The following is a 917-nucleotide window of genomic DNA, read 5'->3' as shown; positions in this document are numbered from 1 at the left end:
GTACGGATGTTTGAAGAGCAATCCCTGATCAGCATTACGGTAAAGCGTGTCGAGGGCGGTATTGTTTCTAACTATTTAGCGGATCATCTGGAGCTAGATGGCTTATTGCACATCAGCGAGGCGCAAGGTTCATTCATCATGGACCCAATCATCAACTCTGAAGAAACAGCAATCGAAAATGCCGTTGCTCCAGTATTTGTCGCCGCAGGAAGCGGTATTACACCGATTATGGCGATGATCGAATCCATGGCTCAGAGCTCCACCTTAAACAAGGCAACGCTTATCTATGCTGCGCGTAGTAAGGATGATGTGATTTTTGAGCAGCGTCTGATGGAGTTAAAAGCAGCGTATCCTGATTTTGTCATGATCACACATTTTGCGACTGAAGCGTCGGGCCACCTCAATCAGCAGTGTCTGGTTGACTATTGCCCCGACCTCGCAAACCGAGCTGTATATACCTGCGGAGCTGAAGGCTTCATGTCGACAGTCAGAGCGGCGTCAAAAGCGCTTGGTGTTGATATTGCGGCCATTAAGAGTGAATCCTTTGGTGTGCCAAGGAAACAGGACACGTTGGCGAACCTTGCTCAATTGCGAAGCATGTCAGGGCGTAACGAGGTCAATGTGACGTTGTCGAAAACGCAGCAGACCTTAAACGCTAGCGGTGAGAAAACGCTGTTGGAAATCGCTGAAGAGGCTGGACTAAAACCGAAATTTGGTTGCCGTATGGGTGTTTGTCACGAGTGCAAGTGTACGAAGTCGTCTGGTCAGGTCGTCAACGCACTGACAGGAGAGCTTGTTTCAGAAGAGCAGACCCAGATCCAAGCCTGTATTTCCATTCCTGTGGGTGATGTCGCCATTGAAAACTGGTAAGCGGCGCGGGCTTGACCGCTGACGAAAAATTGAGAAAACGACCATGC

1 protein-coding gene is annotated in these 917 nt (G+C 49.4%); it reads left to right on the top strand.

What is annotated here, in order from left to right; all coding sequences use genetic code 11:
- A partial coding sequence (locus A3750_RS03600) for an iron-sulfur cluster-binding domain-containing protein (protein ID WP_156498362.1) occupies positions 1 to 870 on the top strand: 870 nt, incomplete at its 5' end.
- Positions 871 to 917: the final 47 nt, after the last annotated feature.

This window comes from Oleiphilus sp. HI0079 (assembly GCF_001635105.1).
The sequence above is the reverse complement of the archived record's forward strand: the minus strand, read 5'-3'. Positions and strand labels throughout refer to the sequence as shown.